Below are 796 nucleotides of genomic sequence, written 5' to 3'. Positions count from 1 at the left end.
CAGTACGTAGTCGTCGGCCTTCATGTCGACGCCCCGCCAGTGCATGTCGTCCTTGACCAGGCGGGCCATGGTGACCGGCGCGTAGGCGCGCAGGAACTCCTCCATCGCGGTGGGCAGCAGCTCGGGCTCGGCCACCAGGCGCTCGCGGTCCTGCGGGTTCCCGGCCAGGTGCCACAGGGACGTGCCGATCGCGCTGTAGGTGGTGCTGATGCCGGCGATGAGCAGCAGCACGATCGTGCCGATGACGTGGTTCGGTTCCAGCTTGCGGCCGTGCATCTCCGCGTCCAGAAGGTAGCTGATCAGGTCGTCACGGGGCTGCTCGATGTGCTTGTTGACCTCCGCGAGGAGATAGATGAACACCCGGCCCATGTGCTCGATGCGCTCGTCCCGCGACTGCTTGCCCTCGCCCTCCAGGTTGACGGCGAGCTGGTGGAACCGTTCCCGATCCTCCGGCGGCAGGCCGAGCAGGTCGCCGATGACCCGGCTCGGGATCTGCCGCGCGTAGTCGTGGGCGGCGTCCACGACGTCCCGCCCCTCCAGACCGTCGACGAGGGAGTGGCAGAACGTCCTCGTACCGGACTCGAGCTTGGAGACCGCGGTCTTGGTGAACGCCGGCAGCAGCAGCTTGCGCGCGCCGTGGTGGAACGGCGGGTCGGAGGTGATGGGCGGTGCTTCGCCGATCGGCGCCAGGTCCCGCGGCGGGCGGAACTCGGTGAGGTTGGCTCCGAGCGAGGAGAAGCGGTCGGTGTCGTAGGCGATCGCCGCGACGTCCTCGTACAGGGTGGGCAGCCACACA

At 68.7% G+C, this 796-nt stretch carries 1 protein-coding gene; it reads right to left on the bottom strand.

Features of this window, described 5'->3' with window-relative positions; translation table 11 throughout:
* Positions 1-796 (bottom strand): cytochrome P450 (locus tag AC3EVP_RS36920; protein ID WP_435138178.1); only part of this gene is annotated, 796 nt, incomplete at both ends.

It is taken from the genome of Actinacidiphila sp. bgisy144, assembly GCF_057708105.1.
The sequence above is the reverse complement of the archived record's forward strand: the minus strand, read 5'-3'. Positions and strand labels throughout refer to the sequence as shown.